This window comes from Streptomyces sp. NPDC030814 (genome assembly GCF_055572155.1).
In genome coordinates, this window is record NZ_JBVIDX010000013.1 from 93406 (window position 1) to 118948 (window position 25543).

25 protein-coding genes and 1 tRNA gene are annotated in these 25543 nt (G+C 71.0%); 9 read left to right on the forward strand and 17 right to left on the reverse strand.

Annotation, left to right across the window (positions count from 1 at the left end):
• Positions 1-26: 26 nt before the first annotated feature.
• The 4 genes from ACZ43N_RS26165 to ACZ43N_RS26180 form a co-directional block, all read right to left on the reverse strand.
• Positions 27-785, reverse strand: a complete 759-nt coding sequence (locus ACZ43N_RS26165) for a DUF6227 family protein (protein WP_468100821.1) — start codon at positions 783-785, stop codon at positions 27-29.
• A gap of 169 nt (positions 786-954) precedes the next feature.
• Positions 955-2175, reverse strand: a complete 1221-nt coding sequence (locus ACZ43N_RS26170) for a L,D-transpeptidase (protein WP_468100822.1) — start codon at positions 2173-2175, stop codon at positions 955-957.
• 371 nt (positions 2176-2546) lie between these two features.
• Positions 2547-3698, reverse strand: coding sequence for a P1 family peptidase (locus ACZ43N_RS26175; RefSeq protein WP_468100824.1), 1152 nt, complete (start codon positions 3696-3698; stop codon positions 2547-2549).
• Positions 3699-3757: 59 nt separating this feature from the next.
• The gene (locus tag ACZ43N_RS26180; protein ID WP_468100825.1) at positions 3758-5041 is read right to left on the reverse strand and encodes a low temperature requirement protein A; all 1284 of its coding nucleotides are present in this window, start codon (positions 5039-5041) and stop codon (positions 3758-3760) included.
• Positions 5042-5303: 262 nt separating this feature from the next.
• Between ACZ43N_RS26180 and ACZ43N_RS26185 the strand changes: the two genes are divergently transcribed.
• Complete coding sequence (locus tag ACZ43N_RS26185) at positions 5304-5486, forward strand: hypothetical protein (protein WP_468100827.1); 183 nt, start codon at positions 5304-5306, stop codon at positions 5484-5486.
• 28 nt (positions 5487-5514) lie between these two features.
• On the opposite strand, the gene mscL is transcribed toward ACZ43N_RS26185, so the two are convergent.
• The 6 genes from mscL to ACZ43N_RS26215 all read right to left on the reverse strand — a co-directional run bounded on the left by mscL (position 5515) and on the right by ACZ43N_RS26215 (position 11690).
• On the reverse strand, positions 5515-5991 hold the full coding sequence (gene mscL, locus ACZ43N_RS26190) for a large conductance mechanosensitive channel protein MscL (RefSeq protein ID WP_468100828.1): 477 nt from the start codon (positions 5989-5991) through the stop codon (positions 5515-5517).
• Between the two features lie 123 nt (positions 5992-6114).
• Entirely contained in the window at positions 6115-6681 is a 567-nt protein-coding gene (locus tag ACZ43N_RS26195; RefSeq protein WP_468100973.1) for a hypothetical protein, read from the reverse strand.
• Between the two features lie 498 nt (positions 6682-7179).
• On the reverse strand, positions 7180-8070 hold the full coding sequence (locus ACZ43N_RS26200) for an S-methyl-5'-thioadenosine phosphorylase (protein WP_468100830.1): 891 nt from the start codon (positions 8068-8070) through the stop codon (positions 7180-7182).
• An 87-nt stretch (positions 8071-8157) separates the two neighbouring features.
• Positions 8158-8472 carry an FmdB family zinc ribbon protein gene (locus ACZ43N_RS26205; protein WP_468100831.1) on the reverse strand — a complete coding sequence of 105 codons (315 nt, stop codon included), beginning with the start codon at positions 8470-8472 and terminating at the stop codon, positions 8158-8160.
• Between the two features lie 69 nt (positions 8473-8541).
• The gene (locus tag ACZ43N_RS26210) at positions 8542-9813 is read right to left on the reverse strand and encodes an MFS transporter (protein ID WP_468100832.1); all 1272 of its coding nucleotides are present in this window, start codon (positions 9811-9813) and stop codon (positions 8542-8544) included.
• A 275-nt stretch (positions 9814-10088) separates the two neighbouring features.
• On the reverse strand, positions 10089-11690 hold the full coding sequence (locus ACZ43N_RS26215) for a potassium/proton antiporter (protein WP_468100834.1): 1602 nt from the start codon (positions 11688-11690) through the stop codon (positions 10089-10091).
• Positions 11691-11923: 233 nt separating this feature from the next.
• On the opposite strand from ACZ43N_RS26215, the gene ACZ43N_RS26220 reads away from it, so the two are divergent.
• Positions 11924-14755 carry a penicillin acylase family protein gene (locus tag ACZ43N_RS26220; protein WP_468100836.1) on the forward strand — a complete coding sequence of 944 codons (2832 nt, stop codon included), beginning with the start codon at positions 11924-11926 and terminating at the stop codon, positions 14753-14755.
• A gap of 106 nt (positions 14756-14861) precedes the next feature.
• Here ACZ43N_RS26220 and ACZ43N_RS26225 read toward each other — a convergent pair whose 3' ends face one another.
• Positions 14862-15470, reverse strand: a complete 609-nt coding sequence (locus ACZ43N_RS26225; protein WP_468100837.1) for a 5-formyltetrahydrofolate cyclo-ligase — start codon at positions 15468-15470, stop codon at positions 14862-14864.
• Positions 15471-15572: 102 nt separating this feature from the next.
• Between ACZ43N_RS26225 and galU the strand changes: the two genes are divergently transcribed.
• From galU to ACZ43N_RS26260, 7 genes are all read left to right on the forward strand, one after another.
• Positions 15573-16475 (forward strand): UTP--glucose-1-phosphate uridylyltransferase GalU, encoded by a 903-nt coding sequence (gene galU, locus ACZ43N_RS26230; protein WP_468100839.1) that lies wholly within the window; start codon positions 15573-15575, stop codon positions 16473-16475.
• Positions 16476-16480: 5 nt separating this feature from the next.
• A complete protein-coding gene (glp, locus tag ACZ43N_RS26235) occupies positions 16481-17803 on the forward strand; it encodes a molybdotransferase-like divisome protein Glp (protein WP_468100841.1) in 1323 nt (440 codons plus the stop codon).
• A gap of 130 nt (positions 17804-17933) precedes the next feature.
• Entirely contained in the window at positions 17934-18416 is a 483-nt protein-coding gene (gene moaC, locus ACZ43N_RS26240; protein WP_468100842.1) for a cyclic pyranopterin monophosphate synthase MoaC, read from the forward strand.
• A 56-nt stretch (positions 18417-18472) separates the two neighbouring features.
• Positions 18473-19066, forward strand: a complete 594-nt coding sequence (locus ACZ43N_RS26245) for a MogA/MoaB family molybdenum cofactor biosynthesis protein (RefSeq protein WP_468100974.1) — start codon at positions 18473-18475, stop codon at positions 19064-19066.
• 20 nt (positions 19067-19086) lie between these two features.
• Entirely contained in the window at positions 19087-19734 is a 648-nt protein-coding gene (locus ACZ43N_RS26250; protein WP_468100844.1) for a GNAT family N-acetyltransferase, read from the forward strand.
• Positions 19735-19956: 222 nt separating this feature from the next.
• The gene (sepX, locus tag ACZ43N_RS26255) at positions 19957-21285 is read left to right on the forward strand and encodes a divisome protein SepX/GlpR (RefSeq protein ID WP_468100845.1); all 1329 of its coding nucleotides are present in this window, start codon (positions 19957-19959) and stop codon (positions 21283-21285) included.
• A 124-nt stretch (positions 21286-21409) separates the two neighbouring features.
• Positions 21410-21483 (forward strand) — tRNA-Ala (locus ACZ43N_RS26260).
• A gap of 72 nt (positions 21484-21555) precedes the next feature.
• Here the strand turns inward: ACZ43N_RS26260 and ACZ43N_RS26265 are convergent.
• From ACZ43N_RS26265 to ACZ43N_RS26290, 6 genes are read right to left on the reverse strand one after another with little or no spacing between them, the layout of a single operon-like run.
• Positions 21556-22788 (reverse strand): site-specific integrase, encoded by a 1233-nt coding sequence (locus ACZ43N_RS26265; RefSeq protein ID WP_468100847.1) that lies wholly within the window; start codon positions 22786-22788, stop codon positions 21556-21558.
• Positions 22776-22985, reverse strand: coding sequence for a helix-turn-helix domain-containing protein (locus ACZ43N_RS26270; RefSeq protein ID WP_055519974.1), 210 nt, complete (start codon positions 22983-22985; stop codon positions 22776-22778). The genes ACZ43N_RS26265 and ACZ43N_RS26270 overlap by 13 nt, the downstream gene beginning before the upstream one ends.
• Entirely contained in the window at positions 22982-24376 is a 1395-nt protein-coding gene (gene repSA, locus ACZ43N_RS26275) for a replication initiator protein RepSA (RefSeq protein WP_468100849.1), read from the reverse strand. Before repSA ends, ACZ43N_RS26270 begins: the two co-directional genes overlap by 4 nt.
• Positions 24373-25068, reverse strand: coding sequence for a DNA methylase (locus tag ACZ43N_RS26280; RefSeq protein WP_468100851.1), 696 nt, complete (start codon positions 25066-25068; stop codon positions 24373-24375). Before ACZ43N_RS26280 ends, repSA begins: the two co-directional genes overlap by 4 nt.
• A complete protein-coding gene (locus tag ACZ43N_RS26285; RefSeq protein WP_468100852.1) occupies positions 25068-25307 on the reverse strand; it encodes a hypothetical protein in 240 nt (79 codons plus the stop codon). The genes ACZ43N_RS26280 and ACZ43N_RS26285 overlap by 1 nt, the downstream gene beginning before the upstream one ends.
• Positions 25300-25542 (reverse strand): hypothetical protein, encoded by a 243-nt coding sequence (locus ACZ43N_RS26290; RefSeq protein WP_468100853.1) that lies wholly within the window; start codon positions 25540-25542, stop codon positions 25300-25302. Before ACZ43N_RS26290 ends, ACZ43N_RS26285 begins: the two co-directional genes overlap by 8 nt.
• Between the last annotated feature and the right edge of the window lies 1 nt (position 25543).

Consider the following 25543-nt stretch of genomic DNA (forward strand, 5'->3'; position numbering starts at 1 on the left):
GTCATGGCCCGTGCCGCCCGCACGCCCTAGCCGAGTAACCCCGCCCGGCGCTCCATCGCGTCCCGGGCCGCGTCCTCCGTCGTATAGACCTCGCACATATGGCGACCGTCCGGGGTGGCCGTGTGCTCGACCTCCCACAGGGAGATCTCCTGCCCGTCCGTGAGCAGGAACGCATGCTCGTAGAGCGAGAAGCTCAGCCCGGGCCGACTGCCCCGGCGGGGCCGGTTCGGGCGGCCGAAGGCCTGGGTGATCTCGTGCGCGAACGCGGTCCGCAGCAGCAGGGTGGCGATCTCGTCGCCGGGAGGATCCGGGTTCTCCGCCCGCCGCAGCAGGCGTCGGGCGTGGTCCGCGGAGTCGTCCGGTGTGTACGCGTGGCGCGGTTCGGGGAACGCCGTCAGCTCCACCATCGCCGGCAGCTCGAAATCAGGGGCGTCCGGGGGCAGCGGCAGCCGCGCGGTGGCGGCCCGCAACTCCTCGTCGTCCGTGTACAGCTCGTGCTGGGTGTCACTGCCGGGAGCCGTGTTGTGCACCAGCTCCCACAGGGTGACCGCGGAGCCGTCGGCGAGCAGCCATGTGTGCCGGTACGTCGCCCGGTGCAGCCCCGAACTGTAGTGCGCGGAGTGCAGTGAGCTGTCGTGTGCGAGGGCGCCGTCGAGATGCCGGATCGTCTCGTCGGGCAGCTCGAAGGAGTTCAGGGCGCGACCGAGGAGCCGCTCGAGGTGCTCCTCCGGAGACTCGGGCGACTCGGCTGGTTCGTACGCTGTCGTCTCGTACGGAACGCTCAAGGTTTCTCCCGGCGTTGCTGCATGTCACCTTGTGGGTGCATACCGTAGCCCCTCGGTCGGACATCATGTCCGGGAACCGAGAAAACGTACGTTCGTGAAACGACGGGGCCGCGCGGTGTGTTCCCGCGCGGCCCGGCGAACTCCCTGACGGATGCCCAGTGCCCCTGGGTCAGAGGGCGCTTCCCGCCTTCCAGTCACTCCAGGACAGGTTCCAGCCGTTGAGACCGTTGTCCGGCGCGACCGTGTCGTCGGGGGAGTTCTTGACGATCACCACGTCACCGGTGAGCGAGTTGTCGAAGAACCACTTGGCGATCGTGTCACCGTTCGCCCCCTGGACGTCCGCCAGGCCGACGCAGCCGTGGCTGGTGCCCTGCCGGCCGAAGGGCGGGTTGCCCCGGTTGTACCAGTAGTTGCCGTGGAGGAAGGTGCCCGACGACGTCAGCCGCATCGCGTGCGGCACGTCCGGGATGTCGTACTCCCCGCCGAAGCCGACCGTCGAGCCGTTCATCCGGGTCTGCTTGAACTTCTCCGAGATCACCATCTGCCCGTTGTACGTCGGGTTCTGGGCGCTGCCCGCCGAGATCGGCACCGTCTTGATCGCCTTGCCGTCCCGTACGACCTTCATCGTCTGGCTGCCGACGTCGACCGTGGAAACCTGCGAGCGCCCGACGGTGAAGGTCACCGTCTTGTCCTGCACCCCGTACAGCCCGTTCGCCCCCTCGACGCCGTCCAGGTCGATCTTCATCGTGACCTTGGACCCGGTCTTCCAGTACTCCTCGGGCCGGAAGTCGAGCCGCTGCGCCCCGAACCAGTGCCCGACGACCTCCTGCCCGCTGCTGGACGTGACCTTGATGTGCGACTGCACGGCCTTCTTGTCGGATATCGCCTTGTCGAAGGTGAACGACACCGGCATGCCCACGCCGACCGTGGTGCCGTTGTCCGGCGTGTACGTCCCGATGAAGCTGTTGGCGGTCGAGACCGTCGTGAAGATGGAGTTGGCGGCCGACGTCTTCCCCGCCGCGTTCTTCGCCGTCACGGAGATCTGGTACTTCGTCCCCCGCTCCAGCTGCCCCTTCGGCTTCCACGAACGCCCGTCCGCCGCGATCTCGCCCGGAACCTCGGTGCCGGCCTCCGTCGCGGTCATCTTCACCTCGGTCAGCTTGCCGCCGCTGACCTTCACACCGGTCGAGTTGATCGACGCGCCCGTCGAGCCGTCCTTCGCCGAGATCGTGATCCGCGCCGCCGAGTCCTTGACCGACGTCTTGTTGTCCCCACCGCCCTTGTTGTCGGCCTGGGCGTCCCCGCCACAGCCGGTCAGGGTCAGCGCGCCGGCCACCAGCACGGCACAGGCCCCCATCACACGCCGCACAGCAATCTTCGGCCTCGTCACGATCTGCTCCACCTTCTACGCGTCCACGTGATCTACGTCATCCGCTCCCGTACGTGGAGAAAGAGCGACCGGCGGCCGAGCGGGTTCCCGACTTCCGCCCCATACGGCATCACGTGACAGAACCGGGACAATCGCCTCCCCGGGACCCCGGCGCCCCCTCCAACACCTCGTCCCGGTACGCCTGTGACGTCGCGAACGACAACCGCGCCGAGTCCGCGGTGGGACTCCGACCCGGCCCCTCCCCCCTCCCCCCCCCACCCGCCCCTCCCTTGAACAGGAAACCCGGCAACACCCCGGCGTGGACGGCCCGCAGCTCCCGCTGCGCCGATGACCGGCGGCCCCCAGCCGTACGCGCGGAGCGGGGGAGCGGGTCACGAGCCTCCGTGGGCGTTCCCGTACAACTCCCCGTACGACGGCCATGCCCCGCCCGGCCCGTGCACCGACTCGGCGGCCCGTACCGCTCGTACGATCGCCCGCGTCACCAAGTCGGCGCTCGCCGCGAGGAGTTCGTTCAGCGCGAGCGGACCGGAGCTCGGGGCGAGCGGACGGGCGCCTGTGGCCAGAGTGAACACCGTGTCGCCGTCGTTCAGCAGATGCACGGGCCGCACGGCGCGGGCGATGCCGTCGTGGGCCGTGCCGGCGAGCTTCTGGGCCTGGGCGCGGGTCAGATCGGCGTCGGTCGCGACGACCGCCAACGTGGTGTTCATCGGGGGAGGCGGGCTCTTCACGGTGGCCTCGGCGATCCTGCGACGCGCGACCTCGTGGACCTCTGCCGCCGGATACGCCGCCCGCCCCTGGAACAACTCTCCGTACAACACCCCGGTCTCCGGATCCATCACCGACCCGGCGGCGTTGGCCACCACCAGCGCGGCCACCGTGGTCCCCGAGCCGAGCACGGTGCTCGCGGTGCCCAGCCCGCCCTTCAGCACCCCGGCCGTCGCCCCGGTCCCGGCGCCCACGCAGCCCTCCTCCACCGGCGCGCCCAGCCCGCTCGCGGCCGCCGCCTCGACCGCGGCCCTGCCGGTGGCCGCGTCCGGTCTGGCCCGGAAGTCGCCGCCCCGGCCCAGGTCGAAGACGCAGGCCGCGGGCACGACCGGCACGACATGCGCCGGATCGGGGCCGACCCGTACCCCCCGTCGGCGCTCCTCCAGCCAGGCCATCACGCCCGACGCGGAGTCCAGCCCGTAAGCGCTGCCGCCGGTCAGCACCACCGCCTCCACCTTCTGCACCAGGTTCCGCGGGTCGAGCGCGTCCGTCTCCTTGGTTCCGGGCCCGCCGCCGCGCACGTCCACGGCCGCGACCGCACCGCCCTCCGGCGCCAGGACGACGGTGGTGCCGGTCAGCCAACCGCCGCCGGTCCGGGTGGCGTGCCCGACCCGCAGCCCGAGCACGTCGGTCAGGGCGTCCACCGGTTCGAGACGCCGGGGGGAGTGGGGGGCGTCGGCGATCTCGGCGGCCTGGGGGGCGCCGGGTATCTCGGGAGTGCCGGGGGGTTCGGGGGCACCGGGGATCTCGGATGTCATGCGTGTCCTTCTTTGCAGGCGGGGTTGTGCGAGAACGCCGGACGGTGGCTTCGGTGCCTTCACCGGTGACCGAGTGGGACCGTCTTCGCCCCCTTCCTCCCGGCCGCGCGTGCGGTGAGCGTGACTCCGACCGCCACCGTCCCTGCTGTCAGGACGCCCGCCGCCAGGACCGCCCAGTGACCCAGGAAGGTGCACAGCACCACCGTCAGCGCGGACAGCGGCAACACGGCCTGCTGCGCCGTGCCCACCTTGTAGTGCCGGGCGTGCAGTGCCCACACGGAGAGGAGGTACAGGGCCGTCGGCAGGGTCACCGCGGCGGACGCGGCCAGCGTCGAGATGTGCGCCTTGTGCACCGCCTCCTCCACCGCGACCTCCAGTCCGGCGCCGATCGCGGCCGCCGACGCGAAGATCAGGTAGTGGCCGTAACCCCACAGGAAGCTCTCCCTGTTGGAGCGCAGATGATCGTGGATCGGCACGGTGAAGTAGATCCACCACGCGGAGAACACGATCAACAGCCCGCCGGTCGCGATCGGCAGCAACTCACCCAGCGCGTCGTTCTCGTCCGCGGCCGACTTCACGGCGACCGTGGCCGCCAGGATGGTCTCGCCGAGCACGATGATGGTGAACAGGCCGTACCGCTCGGCGATGTGATGCGGATGCCAGGACGTGGCGAAGTCCTTCTCCGCGAGCACCGGGACGCACAGTTCCACGATCGCCATTCCCAAGAACAGCCACGGTCTGGCCGGCTCCGGCAGGATCAGCAGGCCCAGCCAGCCGACCTGGCACAGCGCCACGCCGACCGCGTACCGCAGCGCCATGACCCGTTCGGCGCCCTCCGCCGACCGGGCGACCCGCAGCCACTGCGCGGTCATCGCCAGCCGCATGATCGCGTAACCGAGCCAGACCAGCAGGAATTCGTGGTCCTCGAAAGCCCGGGTGATCCCGGCGGCGAGCACCAGCACACCGAATATCTGAACCAGGGTCACGATCCGGTAGAGCACGTCGTCGTTGTCGTACGCCGAGGCGAACCAGGTGAAGTTCATCCAGGCCCACCAGATCGCGAAGAAGACCATCGCGTAGTTGACGATGCCCTCGGCCACGTGCGCCTCGGCGACGGCGTGCACCAGTTGGCCGCCCGCCTGGGCGACGGCGACGACGAAGCACAGGTCGAAGAAGAGCTCGAGCGGTGACGCGACGCGGTGCGCCTCCCCCCGCCCCCGGGCCACGAGCCGGCGCAACGGTGGCCGGCCGGCACCGGAGGGGGACACGGAAGCCCTGGCCGACGCAGGGACCGGCCCGGGGTCCCGCGCCGGGGGCGTCGAGGGCGTGGAACTGGACGTCATGGCGCCAAGCACACCAGAAAACCCCGGGTAATTCTCGCTCAGGTGTTCATGAGTGCGCGTACGGGTCGGGGCAGTGCGCGGAGGGGTCCGCCGACCGGCTCGGCGGGCGCGTGGAGGGGTGCGGGGATGGGCGGCCGGGGGGGTAGGGGGTGCGGGACGGGGACGGCTCGGGAGGGATGTCCGTGCGGCCTGGGTCGGAGGGGAGTTCCATGGCCGGGCCGGGCCCGAAGGCCGTTCGTGCCGGGGCCCGTACTCTGGAGGCATGAGTAGCGCTCCTGCCCCCGAACCGCGTGACCCCAAGGCCGCGCTGGTCTTCGACGACCCGCTGAGCCGGCCCTCGTCCGACGACACGGACGACGGCTGGGGCGAGCGGCCCGGCGACGGCGGCGACAGCGCGGCCGACCTCAGGCGTTTCCTTGACGAGAAGCCGCCCCACCACCTCTGACATCGCCGGACCTGCGCCGTGCGGGTGTCTACTCGCGGTCGTGGCCCGAGCCGCGCTGTGCCACCAGGGCGTCGCGGATCTCCTTGAGGACCTCCAGCTCCGTCACCTCGATCACCTCGTGGGCGCCCTCCTTCGCCTTCCGACGGGCCTCCTGGCGGGCCAGGTACTTGGCCATGGGCAGGACCATCAGGAAGTAGACGACGGTCGCGGTGACGACGAAGGTCAGCGTGGCGCCGAGGACCGAACCCCAGGCGATCTGGATGCCCTTCGTCACCGTGCCGTCCGCGGCCACCTCGCATGGCTCCTTCAGGCAGCTGGTGTAGTTGTCGAGGTTCTTCGTGCCGAACGCCCCCACCAGGGGATTGATGACGCCCTTCACCACGGAGTTGACGATGTTCGTGAAGGCGGCGCCGATGACCACGGCGACGGCCAGGTCGACGACGTTCCCCCGCATCAGGAAGGCCTTGAAGCCCTCCCAGACGCTCGGCTCCTTCTTCTCGCTCACCACGGGGCCTCTCTGCGCTGGTTGTGGAACAAACGACTCCGCAACCTACGACAGGGCTCGCTCCGGCCGTCCCATCGGGTCCCGCCAACGAGGGGCTTGACGCGCGGGCCGGGGCCAGGAGGCTCACCACAGCGTCACCGCCAACCGGGACGTGGCGCCCGCGCCGGCCAGGCGGGCCGCCGTGGAGCGGGGCACGGACAGGACGACCAGGGCGCCGCTCTCCATGACGCTCGCCGTGGGCACCCTGACGACGCGGGCGCCTCGCGCGACCACCCTCGCGCTGCCGCCACGGGTGGCGGACTCCTCCGCCGCGATCACATCGACGCGGTCGCCGGGGCGCAGCAGCCGTACCGTCGCGCCGTCGGCGATGCGTACCGGGGCGGTCACCGTCGCGGTGGTGGACCGCCGCTCGGGGACGGGGTCGGCGACGGGGTGCCCCCTGACCCGTTCCGCCTCCCTCGGTCCCGCTCCCGTGGCCAGCAGGGCGGCGGCGGTCACCGCCAGACCGGCCGCCACGGCTCGCCGCCGGCATCGGGCGAGGCGCCGCAACCGCTGTGCACCGCCCCGCACCCGCAGTGGGGCGAAGTGCGGGACGTCGCAGGTGGGAGGCGCGTCCGTGCCGGGCGGTCCGGCGGCCCAGGAGGGCAGGCGGGCGGACGCGGATCCGGATGCTCGTGAGAACGAGGTCACCGACGGCAAGGAGCCCGCAGGCCCGGCCGCCGACGAGGCCGCGGCCCCGGCTGGGGGCGAGACCGTGGACAGGGACGCGGTCGAGACCGCCGACGGGGGCGGGGACGAGCTCGTCGACATGGGCGCGGAGCCGGGCGAGTGCGGGGACGAGGGACGGGCCATGGGGTCACCACCTGTGTGTGAGATCGGCTTGCGGTCCCACGATGAGGCTTCGCGGCGGCGCCCGCTGCGGCCTGTGGATCATCCACCGACTGTGGAAAACCCCACCACCCGAACGAGGCGCTCCGCCGCCCCGGCAACCCCCGGCGGCCCCGGGCAACCCCGGCCGCCCCGCCGCCCCGGCGCCCCGGCGGCACCGCCTGCCTCGCCCGCCCCGGCCATCCCGGGACGCCCGTCGAGTCCTCGTCAGCCCGTCACCCGGCCGTCCCGACCCTCACCCTCAGCCCCCAGCCCCAGCCCCAGCCCCCAGCCGCCAGCCCCAGCCCCCAGTCACGCCGATCACGGCAGCTCGAACCCCGGATCCATCCCGCCCAGCGCCTTCGTGCACAGGCAGTCGCGGCTGTCGGTGGACGGCAGTGCGGTGATCGTGTCGAAGAGGACGCCGCGGAGGCGGTCGATGTTCGCGGCGAAGACCTCGAGGACCTCCTCGTGGGAGACGCCCTCGCCGGTCTCCGCGCCGGCGTCGAGGTCGGTGACGAGGGTGAGGGAGGTGTAGCAGAGCTCGAGCTCACGGGCGAGGATCGCCTCGGGGTGGCCGGTCATGCCGACGACGGACCAGCCCTGGGCCTGGTGCCAGAGGGACTCGGCGCGGGTGGAGAAGCGGGGGCCCTCCACGACGACGAGGGTGCCGCCGTCCACCGGCTCCCAGTCACGGCCGCGGGCGGCTTCGAGGGCGGCCTTGCGGCCCGCGGGGCAGTACGGGTCGGCGAGCGAGACATGGACGACGTTGGGAATGGTGCCGTCGGGCCGGGGCAGGCCGTCGAAGTAGGTCTGCTCCCGGGACTTCGTACGGTCCACCAGCTGGTCCGGCACGAGAAGCGTGCCGGGGCCGTACTCGGGGCGCAGCCCGCCCACCGCGCACGGGCCGAGTATCTGGCGCGCCCCCACCGAGCGCAGCGCCCACAGGTTGGCGCGGTAGTTGATGCGGTGCGGCGGCAGATGGTGGCCGCGACCGTGGCGCGGGAGGAAAGCGACCCGGCGGCCGGCGATCTCGCCGAGGAAGAGCGAGTCGCTCGGCGGCCCGTAGGGGGTGTCCACCTGTATCTCGGTCACGTCGTCGAGGAAGGAGTAGAACCCCGAACCCCCGATGACGCCGATCTCTGCCGGGCCGGCCGGCGACGCTCCCGTCGACGTGGCCACCGCGTAACCCAACTGCTCCTTGTTCGCCATGCCCGCACCCTAACCGGGCGGCGGGACGCCGAAGACCCTGCCGTCGGTGTACGACGGCAGGGCCCGGAAGGAAACGCTGCGGGAGGCCTACGCGGCGGAGCTGCTGCTGGTCGAGGAGGTACCCGAGGACGACGACTTCGAGTCGGACGACGACGTCGAGGACGCGGCCTTCGAGTCCGAGGAGGACGACGACTTCGACGACGCCGGGCTGCTGCTCGACGACGAGCCGCGGCTGTCGTTGCGGTAGAAGCCGGAGCCCTTGAAGACGATGCCGACCGCGGAGAACACCTTCTTGAGGCGGCCGTTGCAGCTGGGGCACTCGGTCAGGGCGTCGTCGGTGAACTTCTGCACCGCTTCGAGGCCCTCACCGCATTCGGTGCACTGGTACTGGTACGTCGGCACTGGTCTTCCTCCTGGCACTCTCACTCGATGAGTGCTAACGACGATCCATAGTGACCTATTCCCTGGCCATCAGTCCACTGTCACCGGCACTCGGTGACCGACGACACGCGCGACGGTACGGCTCCGGGGCCGTCCCACCAGCCGTGAACGCAGCGCCACCAGGGTCACCAGCGCCAGTGCCGTACCGGCCATCGGCACCAGGAATCCGGCGCCGCCCCACAGCCGGTCCTCCAGCTGGCCGGCTGCCGTGACGGCGGCCGCCTGACCGAGGGCGACCGCGCCGGTCAGCCAGGTGAACGCCTCCGTGCGGGCACCCGCCGGAACGAGGCTCTCCACCAGCGTGTAGCCGGTGATCAGCGCGGGCGCGATGCACATGCCGACCAGGAGCCCCAGGCCGGCGAGCACGACCACCGAGTCGGCGGTCCACAGGGCGCAGGCCACGAGCGCGAGCGCCGCGTACCCGGCGATCAGGCGCCGCCGGGGGGTCGCCTTCCAGGCGATCGCGCCGCAGACGATGCCGGACAGCATGTTGCCGGCGGCGAAGACGCCGTACAGGACGCCGTTCATGCCGGGTTCGCCGATCGACTCGCTGAAGGCGGCGAGCGAGACCTGCATGCCGCCGAAGACGGAGCCGATGCCCAGGAAGGCGACGATCAGGACCCGCACTCCGGGGACCGACAGCGCGGAGACCCGCTCCACGCGTGCGTGGGCCGCGGGTACGACCTTGGGCTGGGTGCCTCGCTGCGCGGCGAAGAGCAGCCCGCCGATCAGCGTGAGCGTGGCCTCGGTGAGCAGACCGGCGGCCGGGTGCACGGCCGTGCACAGGGCGGTCGCCAGCAGCGGGCCGAGGACGAAGGTCAGCTCGTCCGTGACGGACTCGAAGGCCGCCGCGGTGGACATCAGGGGCGAGTCCTTGAGTCTGACGCCCCAGCGGGCCCGCACCATGGGCCCGATCTGCGGCACCGAGGCGCCGGTCGGCACGGCGGCCGCGAACAGCGCCCACAGGGGGGCGTGGGCGAGCGCCAGGGCCGTCAGGGAGAGGGCCGCCGCGCCGTGGACGAGGATGCCCGGAAGCAGCACCGCGCGCTGGCCGTAGCGGTCGGCGAGACGGCCGCTGTACGGGGCGAACAGCGCCATGGACACACCGGTGACGGCGGCGACGGCGCCGGCCGCCCCGTACGAGCCGGTGGTGTGCTGCACCAGCAGCACGAGGGAGAGGGTCAGCATCGCGAACGGCTGGCGTGCCGCGAAGCCGGGGAGGAGGAACGTCCACGCGCCGCGGGTGCGCAGCAGCTGCCCGTATCCCGGGCGGGACGTCTTCGAGGTGACCGTGGATGCCACGGCCCGTGCCTTTCCGCCGCCTGGTAGCGCGGTCCCCCGTCGCGGGGGCCGGGCGCCGAGAGCTGTCCTCTTGCGCTACTGCGGTAGATGCCGGCGCCCACGGAAGGGGGCGATCCGGCCGCCATACGGTCGCGCCAGCTCTGCGTCAGGCAGAGTTGGTCCGATCAAGTGCGCCTTCATCGTACAGGGGGAACCGGCGGTTCACCTGTGAAAATGAGCACTGTCGGCGGCCGGGCCTCTGAATCCGGATGGTGTGAACGGTTCGAAATCTGTTCTTAACGGCCGGATCCGCCGTTGCCGTTGCCCGTGCCCAGCCATCCGGCCAGCTTGCCGCCCTGGCCCACGGCCCTCAGACGGCGCTCCGCGCTGTCGCGGACGGGGTCGGTGGCGACGACGAGGAGTTCGTCGCCGCGGCGCAGCACGGTCGTCGGCAGGGGCACGAAGGACGTGCCGTCACGGACCACGAGGGTGACGGCCGCGCCCGCGGGCAGCCGCAGCTCGTTGACCTCGACGCCGTGCATCCGGGACTTCTCCGGGATGGCGACGGACAGCAGATGGCCGCGCAGCCGCTCCAGGGGCGCCGATTCGATGCCGAGGTCGGCGGCCTCGTCGCCGCTGCCGCCCAGCCGCAGCTTGCGGGCCAGCCAGGGCAGGGTCGGCCCCTGGACCAGGGTGTAGACCACGACCAGCACGAAGACGATGTTGAAGATCCGGCGGCTGCCCTCGACGCCGCTCACCATGGGGATGGTCGCCAGGATGATGGGCACCGCGCCGCGCAGGCCGGCCCACGACAGCAGCGCCTGCTCGCGCCACGGGATCCGGAACGGCACCAGGGCCACGACGACGCTCAGCGGTCGCGCCACCATGGTCAGCACCAGGCCGATGACGAGCGCCGGCCAGATGTCGTCGCCCATCTCGTGGGGGGTGACGAGCAGGCCGAGCAGGACGAACATGCCGATCTGCGCGATCCAGCCGACGCCCTCGGCGAAGCCCCGGGTGGCCGGCCAGTGCGGCAGCTTGGCGTTGCCGAGCACCATGGAGGCCAGGTAGACGGCGAGGAAGCCGCTGCCGTGGGCGAGCGCGCCGGCCGCGTAGGCGGTGACGGCGATCGCCATGACGGCGATCGGGTAGAGACCGGAGGCGGGCAGGGCCACGTGCCTGAGGCCCCAGGAGCCCAGCCAGCCCACCGCGATGCCGATGGCGGCGCCGATCGCCAGCTCCAGGGCTATCACGCCGATCAGCACGTACCAGTGCTCGACCGGTCCGGCCGTGGAGAGCGCGGCGACGAGGATGACCACCGGGGCGTCGTTGAAGCCCGACTCGGCCTCCAGGGTGCCCGTCAGCCGCGCGGGCAGGGGGATCTTGCGCAGCACGGAGAAGACCGCGGCCGCGTCCGTGGAGGACACCACCGCGCCGATGATGAGCGACTGCCGCCATTCCAGCCCGACCAGGTAGTGCGCACCCGCGGCCGTGACACCGACACTCACCGCGACTCCGACCAGCGCCAGTGTGCTGGCGGCCGGCAGGGCCGGCTTGATCTCCTTCCACTTCGTGCCGAGGCCGCCCTCCGCCAGGATCACGACGAGGGCCGCGTAGCCGATGACCTGGGTCAGTTCGGCGTTGTCGAAGTGGATGTCCCCGATGCCGTCCTGACCCATGGCGATGCCGATGCCCAGGTAGACGAGCAGGCTGGGGAGCCCGCTGCGCGACGAGATGCGGACCGCGGCCACCGCGACCAGGAGGACGAGCGAGCAGAGGAGCAGGAGCTGGTTGAGGTCGTGGACAGTCAGAGGGTCGTACCTTTCTCGCCGAACCGCACGTGGTGCCAGGTGCTGTGCTGCCGAGCACCTGAAGTGGGCACGTGCGCGTGAGGGCATGCGAAGCCGATCACGGGAACCGTGTTGGCGGGGTTACTTCAGTGCAAGTACTTCGTTACCTTACCTAACTCTTGACGATTTCTTGACGCTTGCGAGTGCATGATCGAGCGTCCGTCCGTGCCAGTTCCCGACTCCGCGTCAAGTGGTGTCGGGCCCTGCGCCTATGGTTGCTCCAGCGTTCAGTACAAAGCACAGCCCGACCTGCCGCTCGTGTTAGGACAGCAAGGACAGCGATGCCCCCCAACACCACCGCCTCCTCCGGCCAGCAGTCCGGCAAGTCCGGCAGGAAGAAGGGGCGCAAAGTACGCCTTCTCCTGATCGTCCTGGTTCTGGCCCTCACCGGCGGCTTCGGCTTCGGGGCGTTCTGGTCCATCAGCACCGTCCGCGCCTCGTTCCCGCAGACCAAGGGCTCCATAACCCTGCAGGGCCTCTCCGGCCCGGTCGACGTCAAGCGTGACGGCTACGGGATCCCGCAGATATACGCCTCCTCCGACGCGGACCTGTTCATGGCGCAGGGCTACGTCCAGGCGCAGGACAGGTTCTACGAGATGGACGTGCGCCGTCACATGACGGCCGGCCGCCTCGCGGAGATGTTCGGCGAGGGCCAGGTCGACAACGACGAGTTCCTGCGCACCCTCGGCTGGCACCGCGTCGCCGAGGAGGAGTACAAGTCCAAGCTCTCGGCCGAGGCCAAGAAGTACCTCGACGCGTACGCCAAGGGGGTCAACGCCTACCTCGCCGGCAAGGACGGCGAGGAGATCTCCCTGGAGTACGCGGCGCTCGGCTTCGCCAACGACTACCAGCCCGAGGAATGGACCCCGGTCGACTCCCTGGCCTGGCTGAAGGCCATGGCCTGGGACCTGCGCGGCAACATGCAGGACGAGATCGACCGCGCCCTGATGACCAGCCGCCTCGGCCCCAAGCAGATCGCCGACCTGTACCCGCAGTACCCGTACGGCCGGAACAAGGCGATCGTCCAGGAGGGCGCGTACGACGAGCTCACCGAGACCTGGACGGACGGCTCGGGGACCTCGCAGACCGCCGGCGGCTCCACGCAGGGCACGGGCGGAACAGGCACGGGCGGCACCGGCACCGGCGGCACGGGGACCGGGACGGGCACCGGCGGCACCGGGACGGGCACGGGAACCGCAGGCGCCTCCTCCGGCTCCTCGGCCGTCCAGACCCAGCTGACGGGCCTCTACGACGTCCTGGAGGACCTGCCCGAGGCCGTCGGCGTGAACGGCAACGGCATCGGCTCCAACTCCTGGGTCGTCGCCGGCAGTCACACCATCACCGGCAAGCCGCTGCTCGCCAACGACCCGCACCTGTCGGCCGCGCTGCCCTCCGTCTGGTACCAGATGGGCCTGCACTGCAAGTCCGTCTCCCAGAAGTGCCAGTACGACGTCTCCGGCTACACCTTCGCCGGGATGCCCGGCGTGGTCATCGGGCACAACCGGAACATCGCCTGGGGCATGACCAACTCCGGCGTCGACGTCACCGACCTGTACCTGGAGAAGCTCACCGGCGACGGCTACCAGTTCGGCAGCAAGGTACTGCCGTTCGAGACCCGCGAGGAGACCATCCAGGTCGCGGGCGGCTCCGACAAGAAGATCGTCGTCCGCACCACCAACAACGGGCCCCTGCTGTCCGACCGCAGCAGCGAACTCGTCCAGGTCGGCAGGAAGGCCACCGTCGACCGGGACGCCCCCGACCGCGGCGACGGCTACGGCATCGCCCTGCGCTGGACCGCGCTCGACCCCGGCACCACCATGGACGCCGTCTTCGCGATGAACAGGGCCGCCGACTGGAACGGCTTCCGCAAGGCCGCCGCCCTGTTCGACGTGCCCTCGCAGAACCTGATCTACGCCGACACCGAGGGCCACATCGGCTACCAGCTGCCCGGGAAGATCCCCACCCGCGGCAAGGGCGACGGTTCGGTGCCCGCGCCGGGCTGGGACGTCCGGTACCGCTGGAACGGCTACATCGACCAGGACGAACTGCCCTTCGAGTACGACCCGGACCGCGGCTACATCGTCACCGCCAACCAGGCCGTCGTCGACGAGAAGTACCCGTACACGCTCACCACCGACTGGGGCTACGGCACGCGCGCGCAGCGCATCAGCAGCCTGATCGAGTCGAAGATCAAGGGCGGCGGGAAGATCTCCACCGAGGACATGCGCCAGATGCAGATGGACAACAGCAGCGAGATCGCCAAGCTGCTGGTGCCGCTGCTGCTGAAGATCGACGTCGAGGACAAGCACGTCCGCGAGGCGCAGAAGCTCCTGGAGGGCTGGGACTACACCCAGGACGCCGACTCGGCGGCCGCCGCGTACTTCAACTCCGTCTGGCGCAACGTCCTCAAGCTCGCCTTCGGCAACAAGCTGCCCAAGGAGCTGCGGGTCAAGGGCCAGTGCCTGTCGGTCGAGCCGGTCGACAGCACCGGGCCCGCCGACGAGGACCGGCGGGTGCGCGAATGTGGCAGGCGCGACGCCGACCAGGCCCAGCCGGACGGCGGCGACCGCTGGTTCGAGGTGGTCCGCCGGATCATCGACGACCAGGACAACGCCTGGTGGTCGACCCCGAAGACACGCACCCAGAAGGCCGTGGACACCCGTGACGAGCTGTTCGCGCGGGCCATGCGCGACGCCCGCTGGGAGCTGACCGCCAAGCTCGGCAAGGACATCGACACCTGGAGCTGGGGCCGGCTGCACCGCCTGTTCCTGAAGAACCAGACGCTCGGCACCGAGGGCCCCGGCTTCCTGAAGTACATGCTCAACCGCGGCCCGTGGAAACTCGGCGGCGGCGAGGCCACCGTCAACGCCACCGGCTGGAACGCGGCGGGCGGCTACGAGGTCGTGTGGGTGCCGTCGATGCGGATGATCGTGAACCTCGGGAACCTCGACAAGTCCAAGTGGATCAACCTCACCGGTGCGTCCGGGCACGCGTACCACGCGCACTACACGGACCAGACCGACAAGTGGGTCAAGGGCGAACTGCTCGCCTGGTCCTTCTCGGACAAGGCGGTCCAGGAGGACACGAGCGACACGCTGCTGCTGAAGCCGTGACCGACTGATCACGAAAGCGGCCCCCACGCACGCGTGGGGGCCGCTTTCACGTCCGGCCGCGCGAGCGTCCGGTCACCGTGAATGTCCGGTCACCGCGAATGCCCGGTCACCGGAAGCGGCGCACCCCCGAAGGTGTCACCGCCGCGTGCACCGGACGGTCGTGCGGTTCCTCGGGGACCCGGTCCACGACCTCCGTGTCGTACAGGAGCACCACCAGAGCCGGATCGGCGCCCGCGCGCTCCAGGCGCGCCAGGACGCGGTCGTACGAGCCGCCGCCCCTGCCCAGCCGCATCCCCCGCGCGTCCACGGCGAGCCCGGGGAGGAGAACGGCGTCGGCGGTGGTCACGGCGTCGGGGCCGAGGTGCTCACCGGCGGGCTCCAGGAGGGCCATACGCCCGCCGCCGTGCCGCACGAGCGTGAGGGAGTCCTCCCCCTCGTACATGCCCCAGTCGAGGTCGTTGTCCGGCAGGAGCGCCGGCAGCAGGACGCGCACGCCGCGGGCGCGGAGCGCGTCGAGGAGCGCGAGGGTGCCGGGTTCGCGCCCCACGGAGACATACGCCGCCACCGTGCGCGCGTGCGCCAGCTCGGGCAGCTCGAGGGCCCGGGTGGCGAGGGCGTGCGCCGTCCTCCCGACGTCATCGTCCGTCAACCCGTTCCTCACCGCGAGGAACTCTCTGCGCAACGTTCGCTTGGGAGGCTCCGCTTCGCGACCCATCTGACTCACAGGTTGCCCCAGTACCCTTCTAATCTGCTCATATGAGAGCGAATTAACCGGAGCCACAGAATCTTCATAAAGGCACCGGATATGGTTGCGGACATGACTGAGGCGAACCCCAGGATCAGTAAGGCTGTCATTCCCGCCGCGGGTCTCGGTACTCGCTTTCTCCCGGCCACCAAAGCCACTCCGAAGGAGATGCTGCCGGTCGTGGACAAGCCGGCGATCCAGTACGTGGTCGAAGAGGCCGCGGCGGCGGGGCTCGACGACGTCCTGATGATCACCGGACGCAACAAGCGCCCCCTCGAGGACCACTTCGACCGCAACCACGAGCTCGAGTCGGCCTTGCAGAAGAAGGGCGACGGCAGCAGGCTCGCCAAGGTCCAGGAGTCCAGCGACCTCGCCACCATCCACTACGTCCGTCAGGGCGACCCCAAGGGCCTCGGTCACGCCGTCCTGTGCGCCGCCCCCCACGTGGGGAACGAGCCCTTCGCGGTCCTCCTCGGCGACGACCTCATCGATCCCCGCGACCCGCTCCTCCAGCGCATGGTCGAGGTCCAGGAACAGCACGGCGGCAGCGTCATCGCACTCATGGAGGTCGCCCCCGAGCAGATCCACCTCTACGGCTGCGCCGCCGTCGAGGGCACAGCGGACAGCGACGTCGTCAAGGTGACGGGCATGGTCGAGAAGCCCGACCCCGCCGACGCCCCGTCGAACTACGCGATCATCGGCCGCTACGTCCTCGCCCCGCAGATCTTCGAGGTCCTGCGCAAGACCGAGCCGGGCCGCGGCGGCGAGATCCAGCTCACCGACGCCCTCCAGCAGCTCGCCGCGGACGAGAAGGTCGGCGGCCCCGTGCACGGAGTCGTCTTCAAGGGCCGCCGCTATGACACCGGGGACCGTGGCGACTACCTGCGTGCCATTGTCAGACTCGCGTGCGAACGTGAAGACCTGGGCCCGGACTTCCGGACCTGGCTCCGCAGTTTCGTAGCCGAGGAGATGTAGCCACTTTGAGCAGCGCCGCGACCCGCGCCACCGGCCGGGACCACCTGTGGTCGGTGACCGAACACCTGGAGGACGTCCTCGCCGCCGTCCGCCCCCTGGAACCCATCGAGCTGCAGCTCCTCGACGCCCAGGGCTGCGTCCTGGTCGAGGACGTCACGGTGCCGGTGTCGCTGCCGCCGTTCGACAACAGCTCCATGGACGGGTACGCGGTGCGGGTCGCGGACATCGCGGGCGCGAGCGAGGAGTTCCCGGCCGTGCTCACGGTCGTCGGGGACGTGGCGGCGGGCGCGGCCGAGCAGCCCCATGTGGGCCCCGGCGAGGCCGCCCGCATCATGACCGGCGCCCCCCTGCCGCCCGGCGCCGAGACCGTGGTCCCCGTGGAGTGGACCGACGGCGGCCTCGGTGAGGGTCCCGTCTCCGGGATGCGCGCCCGCAGCGCGAGCCCCGACGACGCCACCGGCCAGGTCGCCGTCCACCGCGCCGCCGAGGCCCGCGCGCACGTACGCGCGAAGGGCAGCGACGTGAAGGCCGGAGAGCGCGCCCTCGCGGCGGGCACGGTCCTCGGCCCGCCGCAGATCGGGCTGCTCGCCGCCATCGGCCGGGCGTCGGTACGCGTCCGCCCGCGCCCCCGTGTGGTGGTGCTCTCCACCGGCAGTGAACTGATCCCGCCGGGCGAGCAGTTGGCCGGCGGCCAGATCTACGACTCCAACAGCTTCGCCCTCACCGCCGCCGCCCGCGACGCCGGCGCCATCGCCTACCGTGTGGGGGCCGTCGCCGACGACGCCGAGACCCTCCGCGCCACCATCGACGACCAACTGGTCCGCGCCGACCTCGTGGTCACCACCGGCGGGGTCAGCGTGGGGGCGTACGACGTCGTCAAGGAGGCCCTGGAGTCCGTCGCCGACGAGGACGAGGAGGGCGCCGGCGTCGAGTTCCGCAAGCTCGCCATGCAGCCCGGCAAGCCCCAGGGGTTCGGCACCATCGGCCCCGACCACACCCCGCTGCTCGCCCTTCCGGGCAACCCGGTGTCGTCGTACGTCTCCTTCGAGCTGTTCGTCCGGCCCGCCATCCGCACCCTGATGGGTCTCGAGGACGTGCACCGTCCGACGACCACGGCGACCCTCCTGGCACCGAAGGCGCTGACCTCACCCGCCGGGCGTCGGCAGTTCCTGCGGGGCACGTACGCCGACGGACAGGTCACCCCCGTGGGCGGCGCCGGATCGCACCTGGTCGCGGCCCTGGCGCGGGCCGACGCGCTGATCGTGATCCCGGAGGCCGCCGAGTCCGTGGAGCCCGGCACGGAGGTCGAGGTCGTCCTGCTGGGCTGAGGTCTCGCGGAGGTGATCCGCGGCCGCAGCGGTCCTGCTCGGCCGAACCGCCGAGGGTGGCGTACCGTGTCGCGCACAACAAGCCGCGCGCCGCACCGCGACGGGCCCCGACCGGGAGCGCCACACCACGATGAGTACGCCGCAGGACCGACTGACCCACATCGACGAGGCGGGCGCCGCGCGCATGGTCGACGTCTCCGGGAAGGACGTGACCGCGCGCACCGCCCGCGCCAGCGGCCGTGTCCTGGTCTCACCGAAGGTGGTCGAACTGCTGCGCGGCGAGGGCGTTCCCAAGGGTGATGCCCTCGCCACCGCGCGCATCGCCGGGATCATGGGTGCCAAGCGCACCCCCGATCTCATCCCGCTCTGTCATCCGCTGTCCGTGTCGGGGGTCAAGCTGGATCTGACGGTCGCGGACGACGCCGTCGAGATCCTGGCCACCGTCAAGACCACGGACCGCACGGGCGTCGAGATGGAGGCCCTCACCGCCGTCTCCGTCGCCGCGCTCACCGTGATCGACATGGTCAAGGCCGTGGACAAGGGAGCGGTCATCACGGACGTACGGGTCGAGGAGAAGACGGGCGGCAAGTCGGGCGACTGGATCCGGTCATGAGCGACACCCCGCACCCGGCGACGGACGGCGCCCCGCACCCGCCGACGGACATTGCCGTGCACGGGTCGGCCGCGCACCCCTCCCTCGGAGAGGCCGTCGCCGCCTACCGCGCCCTGGTGGTGACCGCCTCCAACCGGGCCTCCGCCGGGATCTACGAGGACAAGGGCGGCCCCCTGATCGCCGAGGGGCTGGCGCGGTTCGGATTCGCCGTGGAGGGGCCCCAGGTGGTGCCCGACGGCGACCCCGTGGAGGCGGCGCTGCGCGCGGGCGTGGACGCGGGGTACGACGTGATCGTGACCACCGGCGGTACCGGCATCTCGCCCACCGACCGCACCCCCGAGGCCACCCGTGCGGTCCTCGACCACGAGGTGCCCGGCATCCCCGAGGCGATCCGGGCGTACGGCCGGGACAAGGTACCCACGGCGGCGCTCTCGCGGGGCCTCGCCGGAGTCGCCGGCCGGACCCTGATCGTCAACCTGCCGGGCTCCACCGGCGGCGTCCGCGACGGTCTGGCCGTCCTGGAACCGCTGCTGACCCATGCCGTCGACCAGATCCGCGGCGGGGACCACCCGAGGCCGGCCGGCGGCGGGGGCGCCTTCGTCGCCGGGGACCACGAGCGACCCTCCGGACCCCATGGGGGTGCGAGCTGAACAGCCCATCCTGGCCCGTAGTGCTGGTGGACGGCGATGTGGTCCTCCGGCCCATAAGGATGCGCGACCAGCGGGCCTGGCGTGAGGTCAACCGGCGCAACCGGGACTGGCTGCGGCCCTGGGAGGCGACGATCCCGCCGCCCACCCCGAGCGGGCCCATCGCGCACCGGCCGACGTACCGTCAGATGGTCCGGCATCTGCGGGCGGAGGCGAACGCGGGCCGGATGCTGCCCTTCGTCATCGAGTACCGGGGGCGGCTCGTCGGGCAGTTGACGGTCGCGGGGATCACCTGGGGCTCGATGTGTTCCGGGCACGTCGGCTACTGGATCGACGAGTCGGTGGCCGGGCGCGGGGTGATGCCGACAGCGGTGGCGCTCGTCGTCGACCACTGCTTCAGAACCGTCGGGCTGCACCGCATCGAGGTCTGCATTCGTCCCGAGAACCGGCCCAGCCGACGGGTGGTGGAGAAACTCGGATTCCGTGAGGAAGGGCTTCGTCCACGATATCTTCACATCGACGGTGCCTGGCGTGACCATCTGGTCTTCGCGCTCACCGCCGAAGAGGTCCCCGAGGGGCTGCTCGGTCGCTGGCAGCGCGAACGGGCGCGGGAGGCGCGGAACACGCGGAACGCCGGATCGGACGCGGGCCAGCCGGGACAGCCCTCATAAATGAAATATTTGTTCGAAGAAAGTTGATCGGTCGGCGATCGAGTTGAACGGGTCGACGCCTTCTCGGTGCGTACTCGATTCGCTCTCGATGCATGAAATTGCCGCTCTCGGCGGCCAGCTGATCGGATCGGTCACAAAAAAAGCTCGAAATATCAGCCAGATCGTGCGACACACCGGCCCAATTGGCAGATGGCCCCATGCAAACCCCTCTACGGTGTGAGCGTGAGCAGCAGCGGCCTCATCTACGCAGTCATCGTCGGGGCCTGGGCCGCCTACTTGGTGCCGATGTGGCTCCGTAGGCAGGACGAGCTGAACGAAGCCCGTCCGACGGAACGCTTCAGCACCGCCATCCGGCTGCTTTCCGGACGGGCGGGCATGGAGCGCCGATACGCCAAGGACCTGCGGGCGCGCTCCGCCGAGGAGGGGGAGCCCGACGCCGACCCGGACGACGTCACCGACTCGGTGGACGTCCGGGCCTTCGCCATGCCCCCGCACCGGGCGCACACGAAGGCCCAACTCCCGGTGGAGCGGGGTGAGTCACCGCAGCCCCCCCGGCAGGCGCAGCAGCAGCCGGGGAAACCGGCACCCCAGGGCAAGGCCGCGCCGCAGGGGAAGCCGGTGCCGCAGCAGGGCGGCGCGGGCAGGCCGATGGCCCCCCAGGGGTCGCCCGGGGCGCCGGGCGCCGCCCGCGCGAAGTCCTCGGCGTCGTCCTCGCCCTCCCCTTCGCCGTCGGGCAAGCGGAAGGCGGGCGCACGCCGGGCGGGCTCGGCGGAGGCCCTGGCGCGGGCCCGGCGCTCGAAGGCGCTCGCGCGCCGGCGGCGTACGACGATGTTGCTCTTCCTCGCCTTCACCCTCGGCGCGGTGGTCGCCGCGGTCGGCGGACTCGCCCTCCTGTGGGCGCCCGCCGTCCCCGCGGTGCTGCTGAGCGCGTACATCGCGCATCTGCGCCGCCAGGAGCGGAAGCGGTTCGCGTACGTCATGGACCGGCGGCGGGCCGAGGCGGCGGCACAGCAGCTGCGAGAGCGGCAGCCCCGGCGGCGGCCGGTGCCCGAAGCGGTGGACGCCGACGAACCGGAGGACGGGCCAGAGAGTGAGGAGACCAGGCCGGACCTGAACGCCCTCGCGGCCGACCGCCGCGCCCTCGTCGAGCAGACCGACCACGCCGAGTGGATCGACCAGCAGCGCGAACGGCAGCGCAAGCCCGGCCAGGGCGAGAGCTGGGACCCGGTCCCCGTGCCGCTCCCGACCTACGTGACCGCGCCGGTCGCCCCCCGGGCCACCTCCGGGGTCGACCTCGGCGCACCGGACGCGTGGAGCTCCGCGCGCTCCAGCGCGGCCGACCCGCACACGGGCGCACGGGAGGCGGAGTCGGAGCCCGCCGCCGAGGAGGACCCGGCCGACGCCGCGCCCGCCGAGTCCGCGGATGCCCCCGACGGCGGCCGCTCCGACGCCCGCCGAGCGGCGTCCGCACGCCGCTCCCGCGAGCGGGGGCGCACACCGCTCTTCGACCAGTACGAGGACGGCGACCGCCCCCGGGCGGCCAACGAGTGACTGCGGGCACCCCGCTCCTCCCGCTCCCTGACCAGCCACGAGGCGGCCGGGAGTGGATCGGCGGCCCACCGGGAACGGATTTCCAAGCAGCCGGATGGGGATGCTAGAGTTTCACTCGTTGCAAGGGCCTGTGGCGCAGTCCGGTAGCGCACCTCGTTCGCATCGAGGGGGCCAGGGGTTCAAATCCCCTCAGGTCCACGCAGCTCAAAGCCCCGGTAGGGATCTCCCGACCGGGGCTTTGGCATGTCGTACAGCAGCGAAGTACAGCAACTACTCCGGATCTTGCTTCCCGAGGTGCTTGCCGAGCTTACGCAGTGCCCGGCGGGTGGCTTCCGACGGGACGTGCGTGTACACCTCCATGGTCACCGCGATCTTGCTGTGCCGAAGGATCTGCATCGCGACCCGAGGGTGCACGTCGAGGGCGGCCAGGAGCGAACCGCACGTGTGCCGGGTGTCGTGGAGCCGGATTCGGCGGACGCCGGCACGGGCGGAACGGTCGACGAACCGGCGGTTGAAGTTGCGTGGTTCGAAGGGCGTGCCACAGCGCGTTGTGAACACGAAGTCGGAGTCCACCCACAGCTCGCCAGCCGACTGCTTCGCCAACTCCCGTTCCTTCTGCCTGCGCTGAAGGGCGGCGACGCAGATCTCTGGAAGTGGCAGTGTGGCCGAGGACGCTTCGGTCTTGGTCTCGTCGTGGACCAAGCGCCGGTTGATCCGTTGAAGCTGCATCTGCACTGTGATCTCCCCCGCGTCCAGGTTGACGTTTTCCCAGGTGAGCCCCAGCACCTCGCCGCGTCGGAAGCCGAGGACCAGGATCAGTACGTACGCCGCGTACAGCGGGTCATGTGCAGCGCTGGCCGCTTCGAGGAACTGCCGAGCTTCTTCGACCGACCACGGATGCCGCTTCTTCTTCCGGGCCGACCGCACCTTGACCAGGGCCGCCACGTTCTTCGTGATCAGTTCCTCGGTCATGGCATTGGTCAGGGCCGACCGCAGGACGGCGCGGGCATCCTGGACAGTACGGCGGGACGGCACGCGTTCGCAGCAGTCACCGGCAGCACAGCAGCGGGGCTTGTCCCGCTTGGCGTCAAGTCCCTGGGCACAGCACTGGCACTCTTCCAGGAGGCTGTTCACCCAGTTCCTCACGTCCCGCACAGAGAGCTTGTCGAGCCGCTTGGAGCCCAACCCTGGGGTGATGTAGAGACGGACGTGCATCGCGTACGTCTCGGCGGTCTTGGGCTTCAGGTCGGGCGTGACGACCTCCTTGAGCCACCGGGCGAGGTACTGCGCGAGCGTCGGCGAGGACGTGACGACCGGGCCTTGCTTGGCTTCGGCGTGCAGCTTGATCCACTTGTCGTGGACATCTTCGCGGGTCTTGCCGTAGACGTACTTCCGCTTGCGGTTGCCCTCGGGCGTGGTCACCCAGGCGTAGGCGGCGAAGCCGTTCTTGTACGGATAGATAGAGCCCTCACCGTTGCCACGCTTGCCGCTCAAGCCGACCACCCCGCTTCCGCTTCCTGGGCACGGCGTTCGACGTACTCGTCTACGTACCGAGGCAGAATGCGGCGGTTGCGGCCGTCCTTGATGGAACGGATCTCGCCGGTGAGCACCAACATCTTGGTCTTGGAGAGGCCGTAGCCGAGCATCTCGGCGACCTCCTGCGTGGTGTACCACTTCCGTTCGATCACAGTGGTGGTCATACGGCGGCTCCTTCCAGGGCGAGTTGGTTGTGCCGTTCTTCGCGAGCGATCTCGCGGTTGTGTTGGATGTCGCGGTGGATGTTGGCGGCGAGCCAGGATTCGCCGGGGGTGTGGCCGTGGCCGGCGTAGGTCCAGTGGGCGAGGGTGAGCGTGGTTGCCTCCGGGGTGTCGTCGGGGTGGGGCAGGCCGAGGGCGGCGCGTTGTTGTGCGGCGCGGTAGTCGGCGCGGGTCTGGCGGAGGGCGCCGAGGGTGGTGGAGTAGCGGCGGGACTTGGTGGAGAAGTGGCCGCGGAAGCCGAGCATGTGTGCCCAGTCGCGGAGCTTGCGGTCCGGGTAGAGCGGGTGGAGGTCGAGGCAGGCGGCGATGAGCCGGCGTGGGTGGTCGGGCACGTCGAGCAGGGCGAGGGCTTCTTTGTTGCCGATGCGGCGGTCGATGGTGCCGGTGGTCTCGGCCGCTTTGGTGGCGTACTTGGCGACGTAGGAGGCCACCGCCTGTTCGGTGATGTCTTCGCCGTTGCCGAAGGCTCCGATGGGCTGCACGTCGAGTTGGGTGCCCCAGCGCAGCGTGCGGGCGGGCTGTTCGCCGGCCGGGGGCACGTCGACGGCGACGCGAGCGGCAGCGGCGTGGATCGCGGCGGTGAGCAGGCCGACACTTGCCCAGTGCGGGGGTGGGCTGTCGGGCCCGTCGGGGCCGTCGAAGCGGATCACGGCGTGGAAGTGCACGGCTCCGCGTTTCTGGTATTCGGCGACCTTGCCGAAGGAGATGCGGGACTGTTCGCGGGCGTCCTTCTGGGTGAGGCCGGCCCGCTTGGCGATCTCGCGGCGGAGGTAGATCGTGAAGTAGCGCCACAGCTCGGAGGCGTGGTTGTTCCACAGCACGGCGCCCGCGTAGTCGTACGAGGCGGGGTCGAGGGCCGTACCGAGAGCGGGATCGTCTTCCGTGTGACGGACACCGCAGCGGCAGGGCCGGTTGCCGGGGCGGTTGTGGACGGGGCCGAAGGAGGGCGCGGTGAGGGTGGCGAACACGCGGGGGTGGTCACGGACGGTCTGGGGGGTGCCTTTGGCGGGGTCGCCGGTGAGGCCGGCGCGGATGAGGTGGTAGGTGTCGCCGGCGTAGGTCCAGGCGCAGGCCGGGCAGCGCGAGGCGCGGCGGTTGCCGCAGGCGACGCGGAGCATGCCGCCCGGTTCCTCGTCGGTGTTGTAGTAGTGCAGGACGGTCTTCGTGGCGGGGTCGATGGTCTTCGTGCCGCCGGTGAGTCGGATGGGGTCGGAGCAGCCGCCGGTGCGGCGGATCTGTTCCTGCCAGCGGTCGAAGTCGGCCGAGCCGGCCACCCTGAGCACGTCGGCGAGGGTGGCCGGGTCGAGTCCCGCCGGGGTGGCGGTGTCGGTCACACCAACACCTCCTGGCGGGCGGTGAGGAAGGCGGTGCCGATCCACCGCGTGTAGGCGGGCGGGATCGCTTCGGTGAGTTCCTCGCGCACGTCGGTCCACGTGATGCCCATGGCGTGCTGCATCTCCGGGACGGTGGCCTTGCCGCCGCCGTTGCCGTAGGCGGCGACGTAGGGGCCGTCGCGGTGGACGCCGTGGCGGTGGCCGCGGACGTAGCCGCGGTGCTTGGGGTGGGGCGGTCGGGCGGTGGACCAGCGGCCGAGTTCGAAGTTGCGGTGGCGCAGGACGGCGAGGCCGAACATCTCGCCGCACAGGGACAGGTCTTTGCGGATCTGGGCCCGGCCGTTGGGTTGTTCGATCACGTAGGGCAGTCCGGTCTTGTCGAGCAGGTCCCGTGTGGGCGCGACGAGGTCGGTGTGTGCACTGCCCCAGCCCTGAGAGGTGTTGGTGCCCACGGTCAGGGCGCAGCCGGCCTGGCAGGGCGGGGAGGCGTGCACGAGGCCGTAGCGTTCGATCTCGCCCGTGTCGATCAGGTGGGCGAGGTATTCGAGCGCGTCGCCCTGGTGGTAGGCGAAGGGGTAGCGGGGGCGGTCGGCGATGTCGCAGCCGTCGACCGTGAACCCGGCGAGGTGGTAGCCCCAGCCGGCCCCGCCCGAGCAGGAGAACAGGTCCAGGACCCGCAGCGAGGTCGTCATCACTTGCCTCCTTTGCGGTGGGCCGGGCCGTGGTTGGCGGTGTAGTCGTCGACCAGGGCGGCCACGTCACGGCCGCCGGTGGCCGAGTCGGACTCGCCGCAGGTGCCGCAGGTGTAGGAGCCGGACGGGGCGGAGGCGGTGGTGTTCCACCAGCGGGCGGGGTCGTCGTGGCGCCGGTAGATCGGTTCGGCGGCCACGTGCAGGCCGGGACGGTCCGGGGTGGGAGTCAGGTCAGACACGGCCGGTCACCTCCGGCGCGTCGGTGGTCATGGTGTCCAGGGCGCCGGCGGCTTCGATCGCTGCGGCGGCGAGGTTGCGCAGGGCCTCGGAGGTCCCGAGCGAGGCAATCAGGGCGATCTCGACGCAGACGCCCTCGATGCGGAGGCTGACGAAGGGTGTGGTGCGGTCCGCGAAGGGCGTGACGCGGAAACGGGTGTCCGGCTCGATGTGGGCCGAGGTGGTCAGGCTCTTCACG

Coding starts and splice junctions, on each gene's coding strand:
- ACZ43N_RS26175 (WP_468100824.1), bottom strand. CDS start 3,698: ATGACATCCGAGATCCCCGGTGCCCCCGAACCCCCCGGCACTCCCGAG.
- ACZ43N_RS26180 (WP_468100825.1), bottom strand. CDS start 5,041: ATGACGTCCAGTTCCACGCCCTCGACGCCCCCGGCGCGGGACCCCGGG.
- ACZ43N_RS26185 (WP_468100827.1), top strand. CDS start 5,304: ATGAGTAGCGCTCCTGCCCCCGAACCGCGTGACCCCAAGGCCGCGCTG.
- ACZ43N_RS26200 (WP_468100830.1), bottom strand. CDS start 8,070: ATGGCGAACAAGGAGCAGTTGGGTTACGCGGTGGCCACGTCGACGGGA.
- ACZ43N_RS26215 (WP_468100834.1), bottom strand. CDS start 11,690: ATGCCCTCACGCGCACGTGCCCACTTCAGGTGCTCGGCAGCACAGCAC.
- ACZ43N_RS26220 (WP_468100836.1), top strand. CDS start 11,924: ATGCCCCCCAACACCACCGCCTCCTCCGGCCAGCAGTCCGGCAAGTCC.
- ACZ43N_RS26225 (WP_468100837.1), bottom strand. CDS start 15,470: ATGGGTCGCGAAGCGGAGCCTCCCAAGCGAACGTTGCGCAGAGAGTTC.
- galU (WP_468100839.1), top strand. CDS start 15,573: ATGACTGAGGCGAACCCCAGGATCAGTAAGGCTGTCATTCCCGCCGCG.
- moaC (WP_468100842.1), top strand. CDS start 17,934: ATGAGTACGCCGCAGGACCGACTGACCCACATCGACGAGGCGGGCGCC.
- ACZ43N_RS26270 (WP_055519974.1), bottom strand. CDS start 22,985: ATGACCACCACTGTGATCGAACGGAAGTGGTACACCACGCAGGAGGTC.
- ACZ43N_RS26280 (WP_468100851.1), bottom strand. CDS start 25,068: ATGACGACCTCGCTGCGGGTCCTGGACCTGTTCTCCTGCTCGGGCGGG.